The organism is Roseivirga sp. AWQ4_251 (assembly GCF_056158225.1).
Genome location: NZ_JBSWSW010000001.1, coordinates 2,548,648 through 2,571,776, shown reverse-complemented (window position 1 = coordinate 2,571,776; position 23,129 = coordinate 2,548,648). Strand labels below are relative to the sequence as shown.

The 23,129-nt window shown below is 38.7% G+C and carries 21 protein-coding genes; 8 read left to right on the top strand and 13 right to left on the bottom strand.

What is annotated here, in order from left to right:
- Window positions 1-54 precede the first annotated feature (54 nt).
- The 5 genes from ACXACJ_RS11165 to ACXACJ_RS11145 all read left to right on the top strand — a co-directional run bounded on the left by ACXACJ_RS11165 (window position 55) and on the right by ACXACJ_RS11145 (window position 4,105).
- Entirely contained in the window at window positions 55-762 is a 708-nt protein-coding gene (locus ACXACJ_RS11165) for an SDR family oxidoreductase (protein WP_475134447.1), read from the top strand.
- A 129-nt stretch (window positions 763-891) separates the two neighbouring features.
- On the top strand, window positions 892-1,344 hold the full coding sequence (gene tnpA, locus ACXACJ_RS11160) for an IS200/IS605 family transposase (RefSeq protein ID WP_475134446.1): 453 nt from the start codon (window positions 892-894) through the stop codon (window positions 1,342-1,344).
- A 179-nt stretch (window positions 1,345-1,523) separates the two neighbouring features.
- A complete protein-coding gene (ispG, locus tag ACXACJ_RS11155) occupies window positions 1,524-3,509 on the top strand; it encodes a (E)-4-hydroxy-3-methylbut-2-enyl-diphosphate synthase (RefSeq protein WP_475134445.1) in 1,986 nt (661 codons plus the stop codon).
- Window positions 3,510-3,521: 12 nt separating this feature from the next.
- Window positions 3,522-3,743 (top strand): DUF6728 family protein, encoded by a 222-nt coding sequence (locus ACXACJ_RS11150; RefSeq protein ID WP_475134444.1) that lies wholly within the window; start codon window positions 3,522-3,524, stop codon window positions 3,741-3,743.
- A 2-nt stretch (window positions 3,744-3,745) separates the two neighbouring features.
- Entirely contained in the window at window positions 3,746-4,105 is a 360-nt protein-coding gene (locus ACXACJ_RS11145) for an MmcQ/YjbR family DNA-binding protein (RefSeq protein ID WP_475134443.1), read from the top strand.
- Here the strand turns inward: ACXACJ_RS11145 and ACXACJ_RS11140 are convergent.
- The 8 genes from ACXACJ_RS11140 to ACXACJ_RS11105 form a co-directional block, all read right to left on the bottom strand.
- Complete coding sequence (locus ACXACJ_RS11140; protein WP_475134442.1) at window positions 4,095-4,997, bottom strand: hypothetical protein; 903 nt, start codon at window positions 4,995-4,997, stop codon at window positions 4,095-4,097. The genes ACXACJ_RS11145 and ACXACJ_RS11140 overlap by 11 nt on opposite strands.
- Before the next feature lie 135 nt (window positions 4,998-5,132).
- On the bottom strand, window positions 5,133-6,173 hold the full coding sequence (locus ACXACJ_RS11135) for a Rieske 2Fe-2S domain-containing protein (RefSeq protein WP_475134441.1): 1,041 nt from the start codon (window positions 6,171-6,173) through the stop codon (window positions 5,133-5,135).
- Window positions 6,174-6,230: 57 nt separating this feature from the next.
- The gene (locus ACXACJ_RS11130; RefSeq protein ID WP_475134440.1) at window positions 6,231-6,731 is read right to left on the bottom strand and encodes a hypothetical protein; all 501 of its coding nucleotides are present in this window, start codon (window positions 6,729-6,731) and stop codon (window positions 6,231-6,233) included.
- 67 nt (window positions 6,732-6,798) lie between these two features.
- A complete protein-coding gene (locus tag ACXACJ_RS11125) occupies window positions 6,799-10,596 on the bottom strand; it encodes an Ig-like domain-containing protein (RefSeq protein WP_475134439.1) in 3,798 nt (1,265 codons plus the stop codon).
- 141 nt (window positions 10,597-10,737) lie between these two features.
- On the bottom strand, window positions 10,738-11,985 hold the full coding sequence (locus ACXACJ_RS11120) for an alkaline phosphatase family protein (protein WP_475134438.1): 1,248 nt from the start codon (window positions 11,983-11,985) through the stop codon (window positions 10,738-10,740).
- A 143-nt stretch (window positions 11,986-12,128) separates the two neighbouring features.
- Complete coding sequence (locus ACXACJ_RS11115; RefSeq protein WP_475135085.1) at window positions 12,129-12,557, bottom strand: phospholipase D-like domain-containing protein; 429 nt, start codon at window positions 12,555-12,557, stop codon at window positions 12,129-12,131.
- The gene (gene cls, locus ACXACJ_RS11110; protein ID WP_475134437.1) at window positions 12,550-13,587 is read right to left on the bottom strand and encodes a cardiolipin synthase; all 1,038 of its coding nucleotides are present in this window, start codon (window positions 13,585-13,587) and stop codon (window positions 12,550-12,552) included. The genes ACXACJ_RS11115 and cls overlap by 8 nt, the downstream gene beginning before the upstream one ends.
- Before the next feature lie 100 nt (window positions 13,588-13,687).
- A complete protein-coding gene (locus ACXACJ_RS11105) occupies window positions 13,688-14,824 on the bottom strand; it encodes a lycopene cyclase family protein (protein WP_475134436.1) in 1,137 nt (378 codons plus the stop codon).
- A 129-nt stretch (window positions 14,825-14,953) separates the two neighbouring features.
- On the opposite strand from ACXACJ_RS11105, the gene ACXACJ_RS11100 reads away from it, so the two are divergent.
- The gene (locus ACXACJ_RS11100; RefSeq protein WP_475134435.1) at window positions 14,954-15,796 is read left to right on the top strand and encodes a hypothetical protein; all 843 of its coding nucleotides are present in this window, start codon (window positions 14,954-14,956) and stop codon (window positions 15,794-15,796) included.
- Here the strand turns inward: ACXACJ_RS11100 and ACXACJ_RS11095 are convergent.
- From ACXACJ_RS11095 to ACXACJ_RS11075, 5 genes are all read right to left on the bottom strand, one after another.
- Window positions 15,793-16,254, bottom strand: a complete 462-nt coding sequence (locus ACXACJ_RS11095) for a hypothetical protein (RefSeq protein WP_475134434.1) — start codon at window positions 16,252-16,254, stop codon at window positions 15,793-15,795. The genes ACXACJ_RS11100 and ACXACJ_RS11095 overlap by 4 nt on opposite strands.
- Before the next feature lie 6 nt (window positions 16,255-16,260).
- The gene (locus ACXACJ_RS11090) at window positions 16,261-17,382 is read right to left on the bottom strand and encodes a hypothetical protein (RefSeq protein ID WP_475134433.1); all 1,122 of its coding nucleotides are present in this window, start codon (window positions 17,380-17,382) and stop codon (window positions 16,261-16,263) included.
- Window positions 17,383-17,452: 70 nt separating this feature from the next.
- Complete coding sequence (locus tag ACXACJ_RS11085; protein ID WP_475134432.1) at window positions 17,453-18,739, bottom strand: serine hydrolase domain-containing protein; 1,287 nt, start codon at window positions 18,737-18,739, stop codon at window positions 17,453-17,455.
- Between the two features lie 55 nt (window positions 18,740-18,794).
- The gene (locus ACXACJ_RS11080) at window positions 18,795-19,079 is read right to left on the bottom strand and encodes a YciI-like protein (RefSeq protein ID WP_475134431.1); all 285 of its coding nucleotides are present in this window, start codon (window positions 19,077-19,079) and stop codon (window positions 18,795-18,797) included.
- A 2-nt stretch (window positions 19,080-19,081) separates the two neighbouring features.
- A complete protein-coding gene (locus ACXACJ_RS11075; protein WP_475134430.1) occupies window positions 19,082-19,489 on the bottom strand; it encodes an acyl-CoA thioesterase in 408 nt (135 codons plus the stop codon).
- Between the two features lie 156 nt (window positions 19,490-19,645).
- On the opposite strand from ACXACJ_RS11075, the gene ACXACJ_RS11070 reads away from it, so the two are divergent.
- Both ACXACJ_RS11070 and ACXACJ_RS11065 read left to right on the top strand, forming a co-directional pair.
- Window positions 19,646-21,334 (top strand): metallopeptidase TldD-related protein, encoded by a 1,689-nt coding sequence (locus tag ACXACJ_RS11070; protein WP_475134429.1) that lies wholly within the window; start codon window positions 19,646-19,648, stop codon window positions 21,332-21,334.
- Window positions 21,327-23,021 carry a metallopeptidase TldD-related protein gene (locus tag ACXACJ_RS11065; protein ID WP_475134428.1) on the top strand — a complete coding sequence of 565 codons (1,695 nt, stop codon included), beginning with the start codon at window positions 21,327-21,329 and terminating at the stop codon, window positions 23,019-23,021. The genes ACXACJ_RS11070 and ACXACJ_RS11065 overlap by 8 nt, the downstream gene beginning before the upstream one ends.
- Window positions 23,022-23,129 lie beyond the last annotated feature (108 nt).

Here is a 23,129-nt window from a genome sequence, read left to right as displayed (position 1 = left end):
AAACCTAATTTCAGGTCGATTGTTAAACGCAAAATTCAGAATTAATTATTCGATATGAAAAAACTGGCTGTTATCACGGGAGGAACCAAGGGTATTGGACGAGCAACAGTAGAAAAGTTTTTGGCAGAAGGCTTCGATATTGTGACCTGTGCTCGCAATGAAGCAGACCTCGAAAAATTGGTGGTAGAACTGAAAGCCTCTTATCCAAGTAGCGAGGTTTGGGCAAAAAAGGCTGATCTTTCCGATAAAGCTCAAGTTTTAGCATTTGCCGACTTTGTTAAGTCACTCAATCGCCCGGTCGATATGTTGTTGAATAATACAGGCGTATTTATTCCAGGAAGTGTTTACAACGAAGAAGAAGGAAGTCTGGAAATGATGATTGAAACGAATCTTTATAGCGCTTATCATCTTACACGGGCTTTAATCGGTGATATGATTGAGCAAAAATCTGGACATGTTTTTACCACAGGTTCTATTGCTGGCATTCAATCTTACCCGAATGGAGGCAGTTACTCAATTTCTAAATTTGCTTTATTAGGCTTTACAAAGGCACTTCGAGAAGAAATGAAACCTTTTGGGATTCGCGTTACATCCATCTTGGCCGGGGCCACTTATACCGCGAGTTGGGAAGGCGTTGACCTTCCTGAAGAGCGTTTTATGAAAGCTGAAGATATTGCTCATGCTATTTATTCTGCTCATGCTCTTTCTCCTCAAACCGTAATTGAAGAAATCGTATTACGCCCACAGTTGGGAGATATTTAGTTTTGCATCATCTCTGTTTGTTAATTAAATTATGAAACCCCATCGGGGTGAAATATTGATAGAAATGGGCATAGCCCATTTAAAATAAGGCATAATGCTTTTGGAGCCCTAAAGGGGCGGGATTTAGTTATGGGCCAATCTCTTTCTAAAAATTATATTCATATTGTTTTTAGCACTAAAAACAGACAACCCTTTTTGTTCTCACCATTTCAGGAGGAGTTGTTTGCGTACTTAGGGGGAATAAGCCGTTCCTTAGAGTGTACTCCAATAAAAATTGGAGGTCATCAAAACCACATTCACATTTTGTGCCTACTCTCCAAAAACATTGCGTTGGCAAAACTGATTGAAAAACTTAAATCAAATTCCTCACGTTGGGCTAAAACTAAGCATGAAAGCTTAAGGGATTTTTATTGGCAAAATGGTTATGGAGTCTTCTCTGTAAATCCATCTGAAATAGATAAAGTGGTTGATTATATTCAAAATCAAGATGAGCATCATTCAAAGAAGAGTTTTAAAGCCGAGTATTTAGCTTTTCTGAAAAAATATGATGTTGAATATGATGAACGATTTGTTTGGGACTGATTACTCCCTTTCAGGGCTTTACTTTTTGCATCTGTATTGTAAGGCCTTTCGACCTTACTTGTTGAATGAAACCCCTTCAGGGTTAAACGGAACTTCTAGCAGTCTACTTCCTTCAAAGGTTTTGGTATAACCAACATTTTAATTCAATTCCTGTTAACTTTGAAGCAATCAAAAGGCCCATGGATTCAGCAGTTACATCAGTTAAAAAATACTGTAACAGTCTTGTAAAATATAGCAGAAGAAAAACCATTCCCGTAAAGGTGGGAGACGTGATCATCGGTGGAGACAATCCGATTGTGGTTCAATCCATGACTACCGTTGACACCATGGACACTATGGGTTCTGTAGAAGAAACGCTTCGCATGGTAGCCTCTGGCTGTGAGTTGGTGCGAATTACGGCTCCTAGTTTAAAAGAAGCAGAAAACCTCAGGAATATTAAGGCTGAATTGAGAAAAAGAGGATGCAACGTGCCTCTTGTAGCCGATATTCATTTCACACCTAATGCGGCAGAATTAGCCGCTCAAATCGTAGAAAAAGTTAGGGTGAATCCAGGAAATTACGCTGACAAAAAGAAATTTCAGAACATAGAATATACTGACGAAACCTATCAGGCGGAGCTTGAAAGAATTCGAGAACGATTCACTCCGCTGGTTGAAATTTGCAAAGAACACGGAACCGCCATGCGAATTGGTACCAATCATGGTTCTTTGTCCGATCGCATAATGAGCCGATATGGAGATACGGCTTTAGGTATGGTAGAATCAGCATTGGAATTTTTGCGCATTTGCGAAGATTTGAACTTCTACGATATCGTGCTTTCAATGAAATCGAGCAATACGCAGGTAATGGTAGAAGCCTACCGATTATTGGTACAAAAACTCGATGAAGAAGGTCTGAAACCTTATCCCTTGCATTTGGGAGTTACAGAAGCTGGAGAAGCCGAAGATGGTCGTATAAAATCGGCTGTTGGTATTGGTACTTTGCTGGAAGATGGAATAGGAGATACCGTTCGAGTTTCTCTAACTGAAGCACCAGAATATGAAGCACCAGTGGCTCAAAAGTTGGTAGATCGTTACGGTGCTCGTTCTAGTCATTCACCCATTCCAGAAATCGAAGAAAATCCCATCGACCCATTTCTATATCATAAACGATTGTCGCGGGAAGTGGTGAACATTGGTGGTTCAAACGTGCCTCGGGTAATTGCCGACTTCAGCCAAATTGAAAATGTGGAGGTAAAGGATTTGAAGTCGATTGGCCATTTCTATTTGCCCGAACCCGATAAATGGCGAATGAATGACCAAGGCGCGGATTACATCTATACTGGAAGTGCGGTAGTGCCTTTTATGCTTCCTAATGGCCTTAAGGAGTTAGTCGATTATCCTGTGTGGAACGGTTTGGAAGAAAAGGCAAATCGTTATCCTGTTTACACATTCGATCAACTGGCCGAAGCTGAAAATGCCGATGATCATTTGAATTTCTTAAAGCTTAATGCTTCAGAAATCAATGAAGATGTAATGATGGTGCTGGAGGCTTCTAACATTGTGGTTCTTCTCGAAACGGATAATGAGCACGCAATGCCTGCGCTACGGAGGTTCTTCTTTGAGCTTGTTCAGCGTAAGTTGAATGTGCCTGTAATAGTTAGCAGAAATTATGCAATTACCGATCCTGAGGCCTTTTTGATTCATGCCTCAACGGATATTGGTGGTTTACTGATTGATGGTTTTGGAGATGGAGTTATGCTTGTTGTAGATAAGCTACAAGACAGAAATCTTCAGTTGGAAGACGCCAAAATTAAGAACGAAACTGCTTTTGGTATTCTTCAGGCTGCCCGCACAAGAATGACAAAAACTGAATACATTTCTTGCCCTTCTTGCGGAAGAACACTGTTCGACCTTCAAGAAACCACAGCAATGATCAGAAAGAGAACGGACCATCTTAAAGGCGTGAAAATCGGAATTATGGGCTGTATTGTAAATGGCCCAGGAGAAATGGCCGATGCTGATTATGGTTATGTGGGTTCAGGAAAGGGTAAAATCACGCTGTATAAGGGACAAGAAGTGATGAAGCGCGGTGTGCCTTCAGAAAATGCAGTGGACGAATTGATAGAAATTATCAGAGCCGATGGCAACTGGATTGAGCCAGAAGTTGTTAGTGAAGAAGTTTAAAGGAATATGGCTATGAGCGAAGAAGTGAAAAATGATGATCAAAAGGATTCTAAATTGAAGGCCAAAGAAGCTTTTAATTTCAACCCCGTTTTAGGTTATTTCTTCAGAAAGAAAGACCCGAACCGTCCTTCAAACTTCAATATTAAGGCCATGCATACCATCAACAAGATTTCTATAATCATGTTTTTGATTGCCTTAACAGTGATTATTGCTCGCTACATTTCCAGAATGTAATCATGTTTATTGATGAATTTCGCACTTACTGTATTTCCAAAAAGGGCGTAACGGAAGAAACTCCTTTTGGGCCTGATACTTTGGTTTTTAAAGTGATGGGTAAAATGTTTGCCTTAACAGGCCTCGATACCTACGAATTTGTCAATTTAAAGTGCGACCCTGAATACGCTGCTGAATTAAGGGAAACAGAAGCAGGTATAAGACCGGGTTGGCACATGAATAAAACCCATTGGAATTCCGTTATGACAGACGGCACAGTTTCAGAAAAACTTTTTAAAGAATTGATCGATCTTTCCTATCAATTAGTCGTTGATAGCTTGCCAAAAAAGCTTAGAGAAGGTTTAGAAAATATTACTGAATAGATACTTCAATTTTACTTGCTCCTTCCATAAGTTTTAGTCCTTCTTCCTCGGTTGTTGGTAGGATTGTTGAAATATCACCAGTAGCAAATTCTAAAAAGACTACTTGGTTTATTCGGGCATAAAAGGAAACATCCTTTTTAATCCCTTTAGCCTTAATTTTTAATTTTTTATACCCTTCCTCAGAAAATGAAAATCTAATGAATTCGTTTTCTTCTATCGATGCGATAGTTTTGTTATCAAGTTTTATTGATAATTCTCCATTATACATGAAAGAAGGTCTTCTAACCAAGTAGATTACAGCTTTTCCATTTTCACCCAAATCACTTTTGGGAGAGCTTTCAGTTTTGAATTTCTTATTGTAATCAGAAACAGCCACGTTTAATGCATATGTTCTGTCACTAACAAGTCTGTTATGTATTTCAGGATAATCTGTAAAGAAAATTTGGTCCCCAGAATGTTGAAGCTTTGGGGAAATAGAAATAAGACTACCTTTCTTTATAGAAAGGAAATATTTAACATTGTCTTGTGGTGTTCCCTTGATATTTGAATTACCGTAATGAGTGGTTGTTTGTGAAGTATAGGAGTATGTATAGAGTTTAGCATATCCGTCAACTACTCTTTTGGCAAAAAAGGTTTTATTCCCCTCGAAATCAGAGAGTTTTTCAACCAAAGATTCATAGTGCTGATAACTTTTACGAAAAGCTACAATATCTCCAGGATAATAAGTCCTAGTTTCCCCTCCAATACTTCTGAAATTTACTTTGGTCAGTTCTTGATCGAAATACTTTATCGGTTCCTCTATTGTGCCCATAACAGTATCTCCTTGATAAGTTACTATATAGTCCTTTCCTGATTGTGCCTTTGCATTGTAAAAAACAATAATCTGACTCATAATTGCTAGAACAGCAAAATTTCGAATAGACCAGTACGACATAAAAAGTTATTTCAGTTAAAAAAAAGAGAAAGTGCTATGGGTTTTTACTTGTGGTAAATATACTAATTTGTATCTGAAATATGATTTTTTAACTCAGGTTTGCCATTGAAGCGTTTGCTCCTGAATGGGGTTTTCAAACGGAATTTTTTCATCCTGACATTTTTGATATCTCGTTCTAATCGCATTGTACCATTTGGCTTGCATATCAGGATCGCCCATTAGCATTAGAGGCGGATTATTCTGTAATCCTTCTTTCAGTTTGAAAAACACGTCTACATCTTGTTGAATAAATGTATTTGCGAAGCGGTAAAAAATAGGTTTCAGTATTTTAAACCAGCTAATATTCGTGTAGACAAACTGATTGAGTTCAGTTTCATTCTCGTTCACAGGGGTTAGCGAAGTCATGATCACAATATCGTCACTGCCTACTTTAATGTGCTCTATACGAATGCCTGGTAGTTGAAAACTAATTTCCGTAGTCTGTTCCTTCTTAAGGATTTTGTAGGCTGCCGAATTCTTAGAGGGTTCGTGGCGAACCATTTTAAAGCCTAAATGAGAAGGAGCAAAATGCTTAGTTTTTAATTTCAGATTGGTCTTTTTTCTGAAAAACCAAGATTGATGAACAAACGGAACGTGAGCTGGGTCAATCAAGCCGATAACCGAATGATCCAAGCTGCAAGCCATGGGTTTGGCAGTTACAAAATCGAATGTTAGGTCTTCGCTCAACGGAAACTGAGGAAAGAGACTTTCGTCCATATCCTCTGGTTTCCGCATATCTTTTGGTAAATAAATAAGCACAATACCATGAACTTCCCGAACAGGATAATACGGAGCCCTGACCTTAGAAACGTCTAATTTTGAAGAGGGCGGAAGCGCAGGAATTTTAGAACAAGTACCATCGGTTTTGAATCTCCACCCGTGATAGCAGCACTCTATTTCGCAGCCATCGAAAGTGCCATAAGTCAAAGGAATGCCTCGGTGCGGACATTGATTACGAAGAGCAAAAGCTTTCCCGTTTTCATCCCTTCCTAAAAGAATTTTCTCAGAATCGATCTCCTTTTCCAAGGTTTTTCCTTTTTGAAGAAGGCTGCCGTGGCAGGCTACGTACCAAATATTGCGAAGGTTCTTGCCCATTTTGCTCTAAGTATTCTAGTGCGAAGATAAGCAGAATGACCAGCCTAACATAATCCTTTAAAGCACTTCTCCATCCCATTCCGTTCCGGGAAGAACACCCACTATGATCAGTTTCTTTTGGTAGGTCCATGCATGAATAGGATAGCCAAGGCCGGAGTTGAATTTCCATTCGTTGCCTTTATGGTTTGGTGAACCCAGTAATTTTTTTGCAGCTAAATCGCGTTCAGATTCCGAGTTGTAGTTGATGATAAATTCGTATAGTGGTTCGCTGCCATTAGTTGAGAAATAATAAACTATTGCACTGATGGTTGAACCACCTAATTCCTGAATGTAGACCTTTCTGAAGTCTGTTTCTTCAACCTCCTTTAGCGAAGGGATTTGAACTCTGGCTTCTTCTATATTCATGCCGAAGTGAAGCGCCTTCAGTTCTTGAGGGAAATATTGTCGCTGAGACTTGAATTGTCTTTCACCACCAGCGCAACCACATAGGGCAAGGCTGATGAACATAGTGAATAGGATAGAGGTTAGCGGATGTTTCATGGTTGTAGAATTGTCCATGAATATAATCTTTAATTTTGAACATAAATGATCGCAACATGTGGATCATTTATGTTCAAAATAGTGCCTATCTCTTGATTATCAGTTTTTCTTTAAATACCTGAGTTAAGGATTTTATTACAAGAATGTGCATTCCTTCAGGAATAGAAGAAACGTCTAAATTGATTTTTTGCTGGCCCAATAAAGCTTGTTGATGTTCGCTGGCTCCAGTGGAAGAAATAAGTTCAAGAGACAAAGGGCCTTCAATTTTCGATACGTTTACGGTAATGTTTTCACTGGCAGGGTTTGGATAAATTCCAATTCCTGTTTCCTGTGAGCTTATTTCATTCACGAAGATATTGCTATAGACTGGTGAGGATGGAGATGATGCTATAGCAGAAAAATTCAAAACATTTGGATCTGAGATTCCTTCAAAGAAATTGCCATTCTGATCTTTTATGGTCTTGCTACCCAGGGTAATGTAGGCTGTGTTCCCAATCGGAATCTCGTTTTTTAAGATGATGGTAACTGTATTGCCATTGACGGAAATGTCCTTGTAGTTAATGCCATGAGAGAAATACCTGTTTTCATTCTCTGAATTGATGACCTCAACAAGCCCCATTCCTTTTTCAACAGGCTCACTGAATGTGAGTGAAATTGAGTTTATGGGCTGATCTTCGATTGAGTTATCAGCAGGAAGTGAAGAAGAAAGTACAGGAAGATAGTCCGTGCTAAAGTTAAGCTGGTTTTTGTTTTCAGTGCCTTCAAAGTTTGTTCCATTCATGTCAGAAAAAGCCATAGGTGGTATTGAAATATATGCTTCTGTACTTGTTGGTAGAAATGATCTCATGTTAATCACAACCATGTCCTCTTGAATTTGGACATCGGGGTGATTTACACCAATTGAGAACAAAACATTGTCATTTGCATAGTTTTTCACCTGAATTGTTCCACTTCCCTTTTTTATAGCTTCATTAAAGGTTAAAGAGATTTTAGAATTAGAGAAGTCTGTACTGTGATTAGATGGAACTGATTGTATCAATAAGGGGCTAGAATTTGTGCTAAAGGTTAGACTACCTGATGTTAAACCACTAAAGAAAATGTTTTCTTCATTTTTGAAGGCATGTTCTGAAATGCTTAGGCTTACGGTTTTGCCTTCGGGTAGCATTTTTTTCATTTTAATGGATACCACATTGTTGTTAATTTCCACACTTGGATGGTTCACACCAATACTGAAAAACACTTCTTCACTTTGACGGTCAGTGACTTGAATTGATCCGTTTCCTTTATGTATTGGTTCATCAAACTCAAAGGATAGAATTTTAGAGTTGAAGTCGGAACTGTTATTACTTGGGGTCGAGGTAACAATATGTGGGCCAGCTACAGGATTAACTTTAATACTGATGCTTGTAATTTCCCCTTCATCGATATTATCGCTAGCTCTAACCTTCACCAATAATTCGCCAGTATAGTTGAGGGTGGGTAAAATTGTATTCTCCTTAAAACTATAGTTTTCACCTGCCAATACTCTAAACGATATACTTTCTTGCGTTTCATCGGGGTCGTTTATCAAAAGATCGGAGAGCTTAATTTCTAAAGGTTTATTTTGATCCGTAGAAAGCTGTGTAGCTGTCCCTGAAATAGTTGGCGCTGTATTGGTGATTTTGATTTTGGCTATTCCCATTACTGGGATATCATTTATCTCGTTGAAATTACCCGCAATTAATATGTGGTCATGGTCATACCTTAATATACCTTGAATAGAACCATTTATGTCAAAGTTAAATAGAGGGTCTAAAATGCCATCGTAAGAAGTTTTAGCTAAGTTGTTTCTTGACTCTCCATTAAGTTGATCGAAAGTGCCCCCTACAAGTAACGCATCGCTTTCTAAGGGCAGCATACTTAGAATAAAACTACTTTGAGGTAAATATATTGATTGATCGTCTATTATGGTCCCATCGTTGCTATACTGAGTTAGGTGAATAGGGGACGAGATATTGTGGATGTTTTCACCTGAAAAGAACCTGTCATTCCCAGAAGCAACCGTAGTGATTATTCTACTTCCTGTATTACCTAATTGTTGAACTGTATTGTTAATTGAGCCATCAGGATTAATGATCAAAATAAGGTTATCTAGTTTTCCACCGTTTACGTTAAAATCTTTTGTAAATCCCCCTAGAATATATGTTCCATTGCTTGATGCTGCTATATCTTGTATTTGAGTAAGTTGAGCATCCTGCCCTTCTAAAACTGGAATTTCGGATTGAAAGCTATTATCCAATTGGCCATTTTTCTCAAGGCGAACCACGTAGTCATAGCCATTGCCGCTATTGTTCATATGTAGGTCGGTTCCAGAAACTAAAAGCCGATCATTATTGAGTAAATGGACTACAATTTTCTCATATACTTGTTTGAAATTTTGTTGAGTAAATCCTTCATCATAGCTTCCGTCTGAATTTAGTCTAAAAATTGACCCACCATTGAAGTCATGAGTTCTAATTACGATTTTAGAATCGTCTTGGATTCCTATGAGGTTTGTGTATTTAGACCAAAATACATCGTTGATATTAGATTGAAAATCATACACCAATTGTCCTTGCGGATTCAGTTTAGCTAGATTAAAGGCTGTTTGATTGTTGATAAGCGAGAATGAACCATGTATGACTATGTCAGAATTTTCAAAGCTCTTAACGCCAAATACACTGCCTCTCTGTAGAAAGTCTAGCTTATCTGAGAGCACGTTACCATTCAAATCCATCCTTAGAAAGGAAAAGTGTGGATCCGTAGGCTCTGTAATAAAATGTCCGGCCACAACGAGTTCACCATTGATTATCTCTAAAATACCTTTAGCAGAATCGGTGAATTTTATTGGTGATTCATTAAAATCATTATCAAAAATTCCATTTGAATTAAGTTTATATACTTGGATATGGTTTGCAGAAGCCCCAGAATCTTCGGCTTTAATAGCGTACAACTTTGCGTTTGAATCTTCAACAATCGAGATATAGTAGTTGTCTGTAATAGAGGCAAGGCCACTACCATCAAAATTCTCATCTAGCTCTCCATCAGGATTAAGCTTTACGTACTTTTTGCCAAAATTGGCGTCATTAATCCAGCATATTATGGCTCCATCATCCAATATGCTCACTATTCTGATGGTTTTGATATTCAGATCTGCATCCAAATTAAATGATTTATCGATTGTTCCATCAATGTTTATTCGGAACAACTTATCTACCTCTTGGTGATCATAGGTGGTTTTGTTTAAGGGCATATTGAACAACAGCTGTCCTTCCTTTTGTAAGAAAATGTCTTGTTGGCTTGTGAAAACGTGTGTTCCGAAATTCGAATCGATGCTGCCATCTAGATTTAATCTTATTAAAAAATAATCCCAAACATTATCGATGTTCATGAAGGCTGTAGCATAGTAGCCATTCTCATAGAATATGACTTGATCAAGAGAAAGGATGGATTCATCTAATTGGAATGATTCATCCAAACTTCCATCCAAGTTCATTAAATAAACATAGTCTCTGCCGGAAAGGGCTTTAACTAAAAACTTGTTGCCTGAAGGAATGATTTTTGAAATGTCAAAATCATCAAAAGAATCGGAAGCAATAAACTCAGCGTCAAAATTGAAGTCACTGTCTAATCTGATTAGATTTTTTCCTTTTCTGTTGCGTAAAAAATTATCGTTTAACTTATGAAAGCTTCCATATACGAATAGCCCTCCCAAACCATCTTTTTTGATGAACTCAATATCTCCTTCTTTCTCAATTTGTGCGAGAAAACTATGATCTAATGATTGAGATCTCAGGGGGAATGCAACAAAGATTATTGTGATGCCAAATATTAAGAGAAGGGAGAGTTTAGAGAAAGTTTTCATAAGTCAAATACAACTCTCTAAAAGTAATTATTAATATTGATTTGACTTGTTTTAATTAGTTTAATTCAGTGGGTTTTAATGTGGTATTTTTAATTTATAATATGTTTTTAGATGCCCCTGTGTATCTGATTTAATGGTAGATTACTTCAGAATCCCTTCCAACACTTCTAGTTTGCCATCAATTTGGGGTAGGTTGTGAATATCGAGAATACGGGCAACCAATGGGTAGACATTCACATTTTCGAACTTTTCAATTTTATGTCCCGATTTAATATTGGGGCCATGGGCATAAAAAATTGCGCCCATATCTGGAGTGGTGTAAGGATCGTAACCATGTTCTCCATGAACTCCTCCGCCCTTAACCATATGCTGTTTTCTATCTGTAGAAGTAAGTGAATAACCGCCTTCGGCAACTAAAACAATCTCTCCTGAACGTTCATTGTTATAGTGCCAATTGGTAGGGAAATCTGATTTTTTGTAAACTTTAAAGTGCTTTTCTTTCTTTTTTAAAGCTTTGAAAATCGCATCTACTTTGTTAGGGTTATTTACATAAACATGAGCTAAAGTACCGCTGTTTACAAACCTATATTCCGATGAAGCAAATGCTGAGAAGAAATCATCTGTAGCAATTAAGTTCTCGTTTTTCATCGGTACAGCATTCATACCGTGATCCGAAGTGATAATTACGTTTACAGGTAGGTCAATTCCTTCAAGTTTTTCCATCAAAATGCCCAAAAGTCTATCGGCTTCCAGAACTGAAGCACCTGTTTCTTGAGCATCTGGGCCTGTAGCGTGTCCCTGACTATCCACTAAAGAAAAGTAGAGTGAAATAAAATGTGGGCGATCAGTTTCTTCAAGTTTTAACCAGTCCGTTACAGTTTCAATCCTGGCTTCATTGTCTATGCTTTGGTCATAAATTTTATAGTATGAAGGGTAACTTCCAGCTATAGGCGCCTCTGAACCTACCCAGAAATAAGAAGCCGACTTCATACCGTTTTGTTGAACCAATTGCCATAGCGGAAGACCACCATAAAAAGCAGGATTTTCAACCACATTTCTATTCCCGATGCTATAGCGGAGGTCCAGCTTTTCGTCATAGAAATTATTGTCCACCAATCCATGATTTCCAGGGTAAAGCCCTGTCACCAAAGTGTAATGGTTAGGGAAGGTTTTACTTGGAAAAGAAGGTGTCATAGATTTTGCAGCCGTACCTTCTGCAATGAATTTCTTGAAATTTGGAGCGTTGAATTTTTCAACGTAATCATGCCTGAAACCATCAAATGAAATCATAATCACATATGGCGTTGGCTCTGGGTTGTCCTGAGTTTTAGCAATGGAAACGAAGCCTAAAACGCAAACAAGAATGATTAATTCAAAATATTTTTTCATGGTATTGTGGAAGAATTCACAAAAATAGAAGAGTAGACAGACGTGAGCAACCTTCTAAAATTATGCTTTGATTAATTTGTGTTGAAAGGCCGATAAACCGTTTTAGTTGTTTTTTGATATAAAACCGGAAAGACCGACTCGATTTATAGAAGTGGAGCCAACAGCCTACAAATGGATTCTAACAATTTCTGAAATAGAGAGCGGCTTCTCCAGCGGGCTAGGTTTAATTCTGAGGATTCAGTTTTATCTTTTTCAAAATTTTGATCCACTTCTAAGGTAATCAAGTGATCGTAGATGTAGGCGTTTACTTCATGGTTCAAATCAAAACTGCGGTAATCCATATTGGCAGAACCAATGGCACAAAATTCGCCATCGACAGAGAGCGTTTTTGAATGCAAAAAACCTTTTTGGTAAAGGTAAATTTTAACTCCTGCTTCAAGCAACATGGTCATAAACGACATGGATGCTGCTTGCACAATCCATGAATCCGAACTGTGAGGCACCATAACTTCCACTGAAACGCCACTTTTGGCCGAGGTAATTATGGCATTCAGAATACTTTCATTAGGAATGAAGTATGGCGTAGCAATGCGAACGGATTTTCTGGCTGCATAAATCGCAGAGACAGAATGAATCCATAATGCTGGCGAGTTCCCAATCGGGGCCGCTGGCGTTAATTTGCATGCAAACTGAATTGCCCACCATTTCCGTTTTAGGGAAATATTTACTGCTCGGTTCCCAAGATTGGTTGGAAACAAACTGCCAATTCAATAGAAAAAGAAACTGAAGCGTTTTTACCGATTCACCTTCAATTTTTAAGTGAGTATCGCGCCAAAAAGTATTGAATTTGCCATTGTTGATATAGCGGTCGTCAATGTTAATTCCGCCCGTAAAACCGACTTTTCCATCGATTACCACAATTTTCCGGTGGTTTCTGTAATTGATTTTACTGGTGAAGGAAGGGAAAAGAACAGGCATAAATTCATAAATCTCTATACCCGCATTTTTCATTTCTTTGAAATAGCTTTTGCTCAATTGAAAGCTTCCAACACCATCCACAATCATTCTGACTTCAACGCCTTGAAGTGCTTTTTCAATCAAAATTTTGCTGACTTGCTGGCCAATATTGTCATTGACAAAAATGTAGTATTCGATATGAATGTGGCTTTGCGCTTGTGAAAGGGCCTCTAAAAGCGCAGCGAATTTCTCTTCACCATTTTTTAAAATGGATACCCTGTTTTTACGAGAAAGGGGAGACAAATCTCGATTTAAAAACTGAACCAGTTTATCAAACTTCTCGCTAATCAGCGCTTTATTTTCTTCAGTATTCCTTTCCAGTGAAAGGTATTCATCTACATATTTTTGACCGAAAGCGGTGTTGATCAATTGGTTCTTCGAGAAAATTCTTCGCTTTCTAATGTTCTGACCAAAGAATAGATATATGATAAGTCCGCCTACAGGTAATAGTAAAAGTAGAAGTAGGTAGGAATGCGTTTTAAGGGGGTTTCGGTTTTCAAGAAGTATATTGATGACCACAAAAAATATTGCCAAATAATATACACCTAGCACAAAGGGCGAAAGTGTAGACCAAAGTTCCAGCATAGAGGTGTGGCTTGTTATCAGTTGACTAGTTAGCAAGATTCGTTTAGGATATCAATCTAGTTTTAACCCTTCTGCAATTTTAAATGTTCAATCGTTGAATTTATTTTCCCAGACTTTTAATGAAGGCTTTTCCAAAAGTAAGCATGGGTGTGGAAGACATGATTTTCAATTCTTCGGATAGGCTGGTTTCCTCATCTAAAAACTTCAAAATGGTTTGCGCTCCGTTTTTCTCGAAGAGTTTTGTGAATACTTGGTGGGCAGGATATTCTGAAGAATTCAACACCTTTAATAAGGTGGAATCGTAAGTTTTAAACCTTGGTTTTTGGAAAGGTAAATTCTCGCAAGGCGGCAGTTGCGAAACAATATTTTTGGCCATTTGCTGAAGAATTTTTTGAGTGCGTAAAAAAGCATAACCTGTGGAAGGTTTCGCAAATCCTCCGGAAATGCCAACGTTGACAACATTGCCTTTTTGAGCTGGGAAGGGAAAATCAGTCATGGGAATTATGCCGAACTCTTCTTCTAAAATTTTATAATCATGAATTGAAAGCTGGTTGCCAATGTAGTTTCTAACCCCCGATTCATATTCATTTTCGCTCAGTAGATTTTCACTAAAAACCGTGTATTCCACCAAAGCTTTATTGGCGGTGAAGGGCAATACATAGCCAAATCGGCAATCTCCATTTTGTGGTATTCTGAAATCCATATAAGTGCAGATTTCTGGATTGAATACAGGTTTTGGAGTTTCAATCACATATCCCTTAAAATGTTGTAGTAGTTGAGTATATCTCGAAGGTATGTTGAATTGGTTTAGGGTTTTAGTACTGTCGAAAACCAATTCTGCGGTATAATTTTCCGTTTCGGTTTCAACTTCACCCGAAGGGTTTATGGCTTTTATTTCTTCTTTTTTCCAAGTTAGATTCGTGAATTGGCTGAGCTCTGACTTCATAAATGAGTAGAAATCAATACCTCGAATCATTTTATAGCTGTAAGGTTTTATGTTAAGGTTTGCTGAATATGCCGCACCTTTCACTGCTATTTCATTCCAAGATTTATAAATGAGATTTTCAAGCAGGTTGGGTTCCTTTTGCCAGAAGCACCAAGTTCTATCGTTCTGGTTTTTAGGGTCTTTATCAATGATTAATATACTTTTTTTGCTATTTTCGACCGCTAAAAGTAAATACGCTAGGGTTAAGCCCGCTGATCCTCCTCCTGCAATAATGTAATCAAACCGTTTCATTGATACTTTTAACTGTGGAGAGGCCGAATTGTCTTCGGTATTTTTATAAGTGAATGAGCCATGGTTAACCTCAAAATAAAATTGATTTAAGCTAAACTTTAAAGCTATCCATAAAAAATGGATATTTGAATGCCCAGCAGGCAGATGACTAACCGAACCATTATATCACTCGTATTTTTGAGCATACTGTCGTCATGCTCACAGCGGTATATTTGCCCGGCTTATCAGTCTGCTCTGATTTTGGATGATGACTACCGAAAGCAATTCTTCAGCCCTTTTACCATTTTTGAAGGTGATACCATTCCCAAAATGCCCTATGGTTTTGTAAGGGAAAGAGAAGATACGCTAAGCGATGCTTTTTATGCGGCAACCGAAGGCAAGGGGTTTAGAATGCAAAGAAGCCGTTCTTATTCTCAGGAAAAGGAAGGCTTTGTGTATACCAATAGGAAAAAGCGTTCTTTCATTACAAAAATATGGTCGCGCCCTGAAAGACCAGTTTTGGAGAATCCCTATTTGATTGACAAAATTCTGAAAAAGAGGCCTTACTATAAACTCGATGTAATTGAACCCAAATTGGTGCATTACGGAGTTTTGGATACAACTTCTGTTAATGTGCTGGATTTAAACGATTCTCTAGCTTTGGATACTGCGCAAAAGCCGGTAGTTACAGAATTGATTTTAACAGCACCAGAAGGTTATAATGGTTTTAATATCGATCAGGTGAACTATAATAAGAAGTTCGGTGAGTTATTTCCTCAGTCACCGCCACCACCTGAAGGACCTGATTCTTTAACGCTTCTGAAAATGATGAACGATTCGATTGCTGCGGATACGGCTCAAAAGAAACGTGGCATTATGGGTATTTTCAAAAAGAAAAATAAGGGAGAAAAACCACCAAAGGAGAAAAAGAAGAAGAAAAACGATAATGAAGAAGCGGTGAAAAACGAAGAAGAGGAAGGGATTGGATCCTAATTTTTCGGTCTATGTTTTATGTAGGCTATTCCTTTCAGCATAAACTTGTCGCCAATTTCTACTTCATCCACTGAATTGATTAAAAAGCTGTCCTCTTCGATATTGAATGATGTTTCAGTGAATAAATTCTCCAGTACATCATAATCAAAAAAGAGAGTGATTTCCTTTAGCAGTTGAAGGTTGTGCTTCAGCATTTCTTTAAGAGAAGGGAAACCCGAATCAGCATACTTAATCTGAAGCTCTAAGCCTTCTGCTTTGTCAATTTCAGCATCTTGAATGGAATCCGTTTGGTAAGCCTCAAACCAATTTTGGTTCTTCTCAACAAATTCTTCCAGTGGAATTTCGAGTTGGTAAGTGCGTTTATGGTCAGCATTATACCGTTGATGCTGACCATAATTCATGGCCGCTGGCGCAATTTGAGTAATCGAAATATGTTTGTTGTTGATCCAGGCTTGCACTCTGGTTTATTTTATGCCTCGAGAAGTGAAATTGGCGGTAATCATAACGTTAAACGTATTGCCATCTTTCCATTTAGAATTCAAAGAAGTCATAAAGAATCTAAACCTAAGATTGGTTTCAGTTTGATTTCGAGCTGAGTAAAAGAGCACAGGAACAAGGTTTACGGTCCTTTTTAAGTTCACCTCATAATTGATTCCATAACTCAATCCCGATTTTGCAAAGTGCTTATCCTTGAATTCGTCATCGGTTCTGGCATCCGAAAATTCTATCAATCCCCAACCGACAAATGGCGTTAATTTGTTTCGCTTGTCTTCCCAAATGGTTTGACCAATGCTCAAATCGATAACGGCTGTATGAGACTTTTGACCATCCTGCCAATCGAAGTTTTTGTAATCAAAGTTTTGAGTCACCTTGTTAAAGTCTAAGGCGAAATTTGTGAAAAGAGTGGTCTTTTTATAAGCGAAATCAAAACCAAAAGCGATTCCTACTGGGTTGGAAAAATACTCTTTTACATCGCCATTCAACTGAGTAAAAGATAAGCCAACATTCATAGCCAATCCAAAATCTTTAAGCTGAATTGTAGAAACTGGTAAGGGAGGCGTTTCATCCAAAAGAGCCGAAATCTTGCGATCCCATTCCAAAACACCTGCTTCAACAGCGCCCTGTTGTGTGTAATTCTGAAACTCCCGAATCATATTTTTACAGTCGTTAGTGATGCTTCGCGAATTGATGTAGCCCGATAACCCATTGTGGGATTGGTTAAGCTCTGTTTCCAGCAAGCGACTGTGGTATTCCACAATGTCGAAAATCACCTGATTATAGACTAAAATGATAGGCTCTTTGAAATCAGGTTTTACCCATGAACCTTTGGGGAACATGAGTGCATCTGTTTCATAAATCACAAAAGTGGTATCGTTGGATTTTAGCTTATTGGCCCGAAAAACGATTGTGTATTGAATTTCCGAAATGTTTTGACCGAATAATTCGGGTTCGCCTTGAAAGTCTTCCCAAGTCAATTTGCCGTCATTCCAGCCTTTGCCTTCTTCTTGTGACCACGAAATGTGGTTAAAAACACATAGGAACATCAGGGTTAAACCCATGATTGAACCTGAAATATGAAGTCTCATTCAATTTTGAATTAAAATTCAAATGTAAGAATACGATTGAATTTTAGGGTATTTGAAAGAAAATGTGACCTTATTTATTTTCGGCTTCAATTTCAATTGGGCCATAAACGGCATCTCTAAATGCTTTGTGCAATGAACCGTCATAAGGAAAGATTTGCACGAAAAACACAGCGGTAAGCTCATTAACTGGATCGACCCAAAATAGGGTAGAAGCGGCACCATCCCAGAAGAATTCTCCAACTACGCCATTGTTTTCTTCTTTGGAAGCTGGCTTTCGTAAGCGTACCGCAAAGTCAATCCCAAAACCCACTTGCCCTTTGCTTGGCAGCCAAGAACGTTTTTCAATGCTTTCATCAAGATGATTTGTGGACATCAATTTCACAGTTTCGGGTTTTAGAATTGTAGTTCCGTCCAATGAACCCTTGTGAACTAGCATTTGAGCGAATCGCATGTAATCATCTAGGGTAGAAGTTAAGCCAAAACCACCTGGGGTTAAGTTCTGTTTTTTTACATTAAAGGCATGCGCTTCTTCATCAAGAATATGAGTTAATGTGCCATCGCCATTATGGTTGTAAGCCGCGGAAAGTCTGTCCATATCGCTTTCAGGAACTACATAGCGTGTTTCGTTCATTTGCAGCGGATCCAATACATGCTCCCTGACATATTCATGGTAAGGCTTGCCCGAAATTCGTTCTACTAAAAACGCTTGAACATCTACCGAAGGGCCATATTCCCATTGCTCACCTGGATGAAAATAAAGAGGTGTTTGCCCCATTTTCTCAGCCATTTCCGTAAGGGAATTGTTCCAGTTCCAAGCATCAGCTTTGGCAATGATTGGCCCCAGATCGGGTAAACTTGTGCTGTTACTGAAACCTGCGGTGTGCCTTGTTAAATCTCTAATGGTCATTTCGCGATGCGGTTCTTCCAGAATAGGTTCACCTTTGTCATCCAAACCCGCAAAAACCTTCATGTTGGCAAATTCAGGAGCATATTTTGAAACGGGGTCATCCAGTTCAAAAGCTCCTTCTTCGTAAAGGGTCATTAAAGCGGTGCCCGTTATAGGTTTGGTCATGGAATAGATTTTTACAATCGTATTTCTATCCATTGGCCTTTGAGCTTCCCGATCGGCATAACCTTCCGCATGATAATATACCTCTTTGCCTTTTTCGAAAATCAGTGCTGAAGCCCCAGCTACTTTTCCTTCCGTGATAAAAGCTTTGAGCGTAGAGTCTAGTCTTGCCTTCGCGGCATTATCAATAATGGGAGAAGTTTCCTTATGTGATTCATCTTTTGGAGAATTGCCCGAGCAGGCAGAGAAAAGGATTAAACAAGCGAGAAATAGATATTGAGGTTTCATAAAAGTGCGTTTCAAAAAAAGTAGAATGAAATTTAAGCAAAGGAATTGGTTAAGGCTAGAATAATGAACCAACCACCACATTCCATTTTCTAACTTCCCAGCTTTTAATCAATCCATTTTTTATATGGGGATCGTTTTGGGCAAAGTTTGTGGCTGCATCTTCGCTTTCGGCTTTAAAAATAAGTAGCGCTTGGTCTGCTGGATTATCCATAGCCCCGCCCAAAATCAAAGTGCCTTCTTCAGCATACTGAGTGGCCAGTTGTAGATGTTCCGCTCGGTATTTAGCTCGGTCTTCTAAATAACTGTCTATGGTGTTGTAAATCAGTGCGTAATAGTTCATGGTTAGTTTTGGTCTTTTATAAATTGTTCGGTTACTTCTGCGGGAATGCGCTGTGGTTTTTGATTTTCGGCATCAATCATACACCACCACGAACTGGACTTAGCGAGTAAATTCATGGTCTCGGCTTGGTAAATTTCTACAATTCGATTGCTCTTTACGGCCGAATGTTCCTTCACATAAGTTTTTATGAGAATGGAATCATTCAAAAATGCTGGTTTTTTGTATTCGATAAAATGATTGATGGCTACCCATTTGTATTGCTCAAGCCATCCATTCGGTTCGGCAACTTTGGTCCAGTGAGCTTCCGAAGCATCTTGAACCCATTGCAAATACCGGACGTTGTTTACATGGTTCATTTCGTCAATATCTGAGGCTTCAACCTTTCTATGCATTTCAAAAATCACGGGCATGGCTCAATCTATGAAAATCGCTGGATTGCGTCAAAACATTCAAATAAATGACGGCTTCAAAAATATTTAAATCACTAATAAAATAGTTATAATTGGTAAGCTATGGTTTTGCATCTTAAAACATGCTTACTATATAGCATACCTAAAAATCATTTGATGAGTTACACTTTTTTTTCAAAATACCTTCTAATCGTTTTTCTCTTTTTCAGTCCCTTACTGGCCAAAGCTCAGTTTCCTTTAGTCAAAATTTTGGAAGATGAACTAAAATACGAGTTCGAAGCACTTTCAAAGGCCGATCCGCCTGTTTACTATCTGGATTACAGAGTGGTAGATCAAAAATCAACGCAGATTTCTTCGAGTTTTGGTAAGCTGATTTTTCTTGATTCAGCCCGAAACCGATCGCTTCATACTACCGTTCGCGTGGGCGATTACCATAAAGACAATACCCGAGCAAATGGTGGGGAATTTAATTACTTCGGTAGTTATATGGGAGGAGGTTCCCTGCCTTTGGATGATAATAAATTGGCAGTGGCTGAGGCCCTTTGGTCAGATACTCAAGGGAAATACAGAACGGCTGTAGAGAATTATAAAAAGATTGATGAGAAAGTAGATACGGCTAAAACAGATGATTTCAGCCATGAAAAGCCGATTGTCGACATTTCAAAACCTAAAGACTTTTCGAAGGCGATTGATGCTAAAGTTTGGAGTGAAAGGGTAAAGAAGCTTTCTGCTCTTTTCGAAAATGATGATGATGTTATGATGGCTGTGTCGGCTTTGGAGTTTACGGTGGAAACCAAATATTTTGTTTCTTCGGAAGGCACTAAAATCGTTGAACAGTCTTCTTCAGCTTATCTTATGGTGGCAGCTAATATAAGAACCAGCGATGGGCAAGTAGTGCCGATGTACAAAACCTTCTTTGCTTTTCTTCCACAAGATTTACCAACTGAAGAAGAAATGCTAGCCGAGATTTCGGAGATGAGAAAAATGCTCATTCAACTGAAAACAGCCCCTTTGGCTGAGCCTTACACAGGTCCAGCCATTCTTCATCCAGAAGTTTCAGGGGTTTTCTTCCACGAAATTTTTGGGCATCGGATTGAAGGCCACAGACTGAAGCTTGATTCTGATGGGCAGACTTTCAAAAGCAAAGTAGGAGAAAGTGTATTGCCAGCTTCAATGAGTGTAATTTCTGATCCCGGAACCCACAAAATCGGCAATACCGACTTAATCGGGAGCTATAAATATGATGATCAAGGTGTGAAAGGGCAGCGCGTGGAAGTGGTGAATAAAGGCAAATTGAAAACCTTTTTAATGTCGAGAACGCCAATCGGAGATTTCAACAAGTCTAACGGGCATGGACGGGCACAGCCAGGGCTTTCGCCAGTTTCTAGGCAATCCAATTTGATTATTAAAACAGATAATCCAGTTTCTGACAAACAGCTTCGCGAAATGCTCATTGAAGAATGTAAAAAGCAAGGGAAAGAATATGGCTACTATTTCAGAGAGGTTACGGGAGGTTTTACGCTAACCGACAGAAATACCCCGAATGCCTTTAATATAATGCCCACGGTAGTTTATAAGGTTTATGTCGATGGCAGAGAAGATGAGCTGGTAAGAGGAGTGGACTTGATTGGTACGCCACTTTCCATGTTTGCCGAAATCACTGCAGCGGGAGATAAAGCCATGACATTTACGGGAATATGCGGGGCCGAATCAGGTGGTGTTCCGGTAAGTGCAACTGCTCCAGCCTTGTTTGTGAGAAGAATTGAAACCCAGAAGAAAGCCATAGAAAGATCGGGTGAAGAACCATTGTTGCCAAGACCAAGAAAGGAGGGAAACCATGAATAAGCTAGTGTTAGTGACGAGATCAGTGTTTTTAGGGCTAATGTTTTTCAGTACGTTTCTCCTTAATGCGCAGGATGATGTAATATTGAAAGCCATGCAAGATGAAATGGATCGAAGCATGAACGAGCTTCAGTTAGAAGATCATGAAAAACCTTTCTTCATCAGTTATACTTTGAACGATGGCCGCTCTTTTACGGCCATGGCAAGTTGGGGCGCTTTGGTAAATTCAATGGAAATTCCTTCTCGAAATACCAGTGTGCGCGTGCTGGTAGGTGATTACGATTTTAATGATGAAAGCTTCAGTTCATCCAATAATTATCCATCTTATTCTGATGATGTAGGAGGCGAAATGGGCATGTTGAACATGCTTCCGATCGATAATGATTATTACGGTATCCGAGCCGTTCTCTGGCAATCGACAAACGATATTTATAAGAACGCTGCCAAAACATTTAAGGAACATCAGAAAACGGTGGAGGAAAAAGAACAGCCTCTGTCTGAAATTCCGCATAAACGTTTTTCAAAAGTACCTAAGCAGGTTTATCACGAAGAATTGAAAACAGTAAACTTCAATAAAACTGAAGTTGAGGAATACACCAGAAAGATTTCGGCTATTTTTCTGAAATACCCGAAACTGGTTAATTCCAATGTCAATCTGACGCTTTATACCAACAGAAATTATTTTCTCAATACAGAAGGCACTAGCATTATCACTAACCATGCTGGCGCAGAATTATCGCTCTCTGCTACTTATAAAGATGAAGATGGGAAATTCCGTGTCGACCGATTGAATATTACAGAAGATTACTTTGGCGAACTTCCTTCTATAAAAGATATGGAAGCCAAGGTGAAAGAAATGTATGAGAAGTTAGGCAAACGCAATGAATTGGAGGCTTTCGATGATATTTACGAAGGCCCAGTGCTGTTTGTAGGAGAAGCTGCTGGCGATGTTATTTCCAGGAATTTGGTGTCATATTTCAGCCAGTCAAACGAATACTATGGAGGTAGCAACCGAAGAGCTCAGAATAACAAAATTGGAAAGCGAGTAAGCTCAAGAAACCTTTCAGTTATGGCTTTGCCTACCCTCAAATCTTGGAAAGGAGAAGAGATTAATAGCACTAATTTATACGATAGAGAAGGAGTGAAAACTGTGGACAGCCTTCAGCTTCTCGACAAAGGTGTGTTAATGAATAAGGTCAATTCCAGAACTGTAGACAATGACTCAACTCCAGTATATGGTCTCGCTTCTGGTTTGGGTGTTTTGTCCGTTTCTTCTGAAAAAGTACTTTCAGAAGAGCAATTGAAAGAAGAGCTAATGATTTTGGCCGAAGATGAAGGTTTTGAGTATGCTATTATGATTCGTGAAAAACAAAACCTTGGTTCTCCAGGGTTGGAAGTGGTAAAAATCGATATTGAAAGTAAATCCGAAGAAGTGCTGAACTCTGCTATGTTGAGAGGCATGAACTTCAATTCTTTCAGAAAACTCTATGCCGCTTCAGAAGATTTGATGATGGATCAGGCTTTTGAAGGATGGAATGGCACGGGATTGCATATCATTCACCCGCGAATGATTTTGATAGAAGATGTTGAGGTAGACAGCCAAAGCAACAATAACTCACGATTTGTTCAAACCGACAAACCAAAGCCTTCCGTAGTTACTAGGCCTTTATTGAGAGATCAAAAAGATTAACAGAGAAATAAGCAAGCGCTTCTTTTCTATTCTTAGAAGGAGGTGCTTGTTTTTCTTTTTAGCTTTTGAGTTTGGTCAGAAGAATAGACAAAATCCACTGGTGTAAGC